The organism is Microcoleus sp. D2_18a_B4 (genome assembly GCF_036702475.1).
In the GTDB taxonomy this organism is placed as follows: Bacteria; Cyanobacteriota; Cyanobacteriia; order Cyanobacteriales; family Microcoleaceae; genus Microcoleus.
The window spans coordinates 1-1,501 of record NZ_JAUBTL010000145.1 but is presented as its reverse complement, the minus strand read 5'-3'; the positions used below and the strand labels follow the sequence as shown (position 1 = coordinate 1,501).

Annotated in this window: 1 protein-coding gene; it reads right to left on the bottom strand. The window is 47.0% G+C overall.

Annotation, left to right across the window (positions count from 1 at the left end):
- Positions 1-278 precede the first annotated feature (278 nt).
- Positions 279-1,199 (bottom strand): NAD(+) kinase, encoded by a 921-nt coding sequence (locus QUB04_RS32390; protein ID WP_333146630.1) that lies wholly within the window; start codon positions 1,197-1,199, stop codon positions 279-281.
- Positions 1,200-1,501 lie beyond the last annotated feature (302 nt).

Here is a 1,501-nt window from a genome sequence, read left to right as displayed (position 1 = left end):
ATCACTAACTCCTCGGAGTCAGGCTAACCGTCCCTGGATAGGAGAACCTACCCATTTAGGTTAAACGAATCGCACATGCGGGTTGATATTATAAGCTGTTGTGCATTTAAGTATGTTGAGGGCGGGCAAGATGCCCACCCCACAAGAAGGAAAATTTATTTACCCATGCAATTTAAATGCGTATTAGCTTACCTCTTCAATAATTATTATTATTGTGGAACAGGCATCTTGCCTGTTCAAGACTGGCAATTCTTGCGATGTCTATTGAATGATTGGGATTAATTGCGGTGATTGTTGCTGTACCGAATTCGGGCTCCTGCCCAGTGAAGTTTTTCCCTCAAAGTGTTGAAATAAGAATAGTTTTCCCGCAAAATGATAAACTTGGCTTCGCAGTCCGCCTTCCGCACGTCTACGCGCTGTCCTGGCCAAATTGCAGTACCCAAAATGCCGTCTGTCCAGAGTTTGGTACTGAGTTCGTAATCTGCTAAAGGCCAAATGCTGACGACTGAACCGGGCGGCAGGACGATCGCCCGACTGGATAAACTCAAAGGGCAAATCGGAGTAACGGCGATCGCCTCCATTCCCGAGTGCATTATCGGCCCGTTGGCAGATGCAGTGTAGCAAGTCGAACCGGTGGGAGTTGCCACAATTAAACCGTCGCCTTGATATTGATCAACTACTTCGCCGTCAACTTCCATTTCTAGAATACAGCTCGGCATTCGATCGGCTGAAGCAGGTTTGACACACATTTCATTGAGTGCCAAAAATCGATCGCTTTGGGGTTCGAGATTGCTTCTGTTTCCCTCAAAAACTGTTGCCTGCAACATCATCCGCGTCTGCACAGCATACCTGTCTTCCGAAAGTCTGTCCCAAATCTCCTCAGTATTTTGGAAATCATCAAAAGACTCGGTTAAAAAACCCAGATGTCCCCCCACATTCGCTGCCAAAATCGGGATGCCGTCAGCCGCCAAATTCCGCGCCGCAGCTAGGGCCGTACCGTCGCCGCCGAGCACCACCGCTAAATCTATTGGGCTGTTACTAGAAGCTAAAAACACGGGATACGGGTTATCTTTGGGGCCACTCGGCCCCATTAAAACCTGACACCCGCGACTTTCTAATTGGCGGGCACACTGTTCTGCCCACCGCTGGCTGAGGGTATCTCTGGCTTTGTGGGCGATAATTACTTGTTTTAGTTGCACAACCTATCGATTTTAGATTTTAGATTTTGGATTTTGGATTGTTAGATTTTAGAGTGAGCTCACAATCTATCGATTTTGGATTTGTGATTGTTAGATTTTAGGCTGAGTGAAATATCTTAAAATGTTCGATCGCACAAATTGGTTTTGGACATCAGGTTAAATCTTAAACTATTTTTGAGCATTGCGAGGCCGAGCCTGTGGATCTGCGTTACCAGGATTTGCCTGTTGACACTCCGGGCGCCTGAAGGCGCAGGGATTCTTGGATCAATCAGTCAACTTGCTCGTTGATGTCACCACCAATG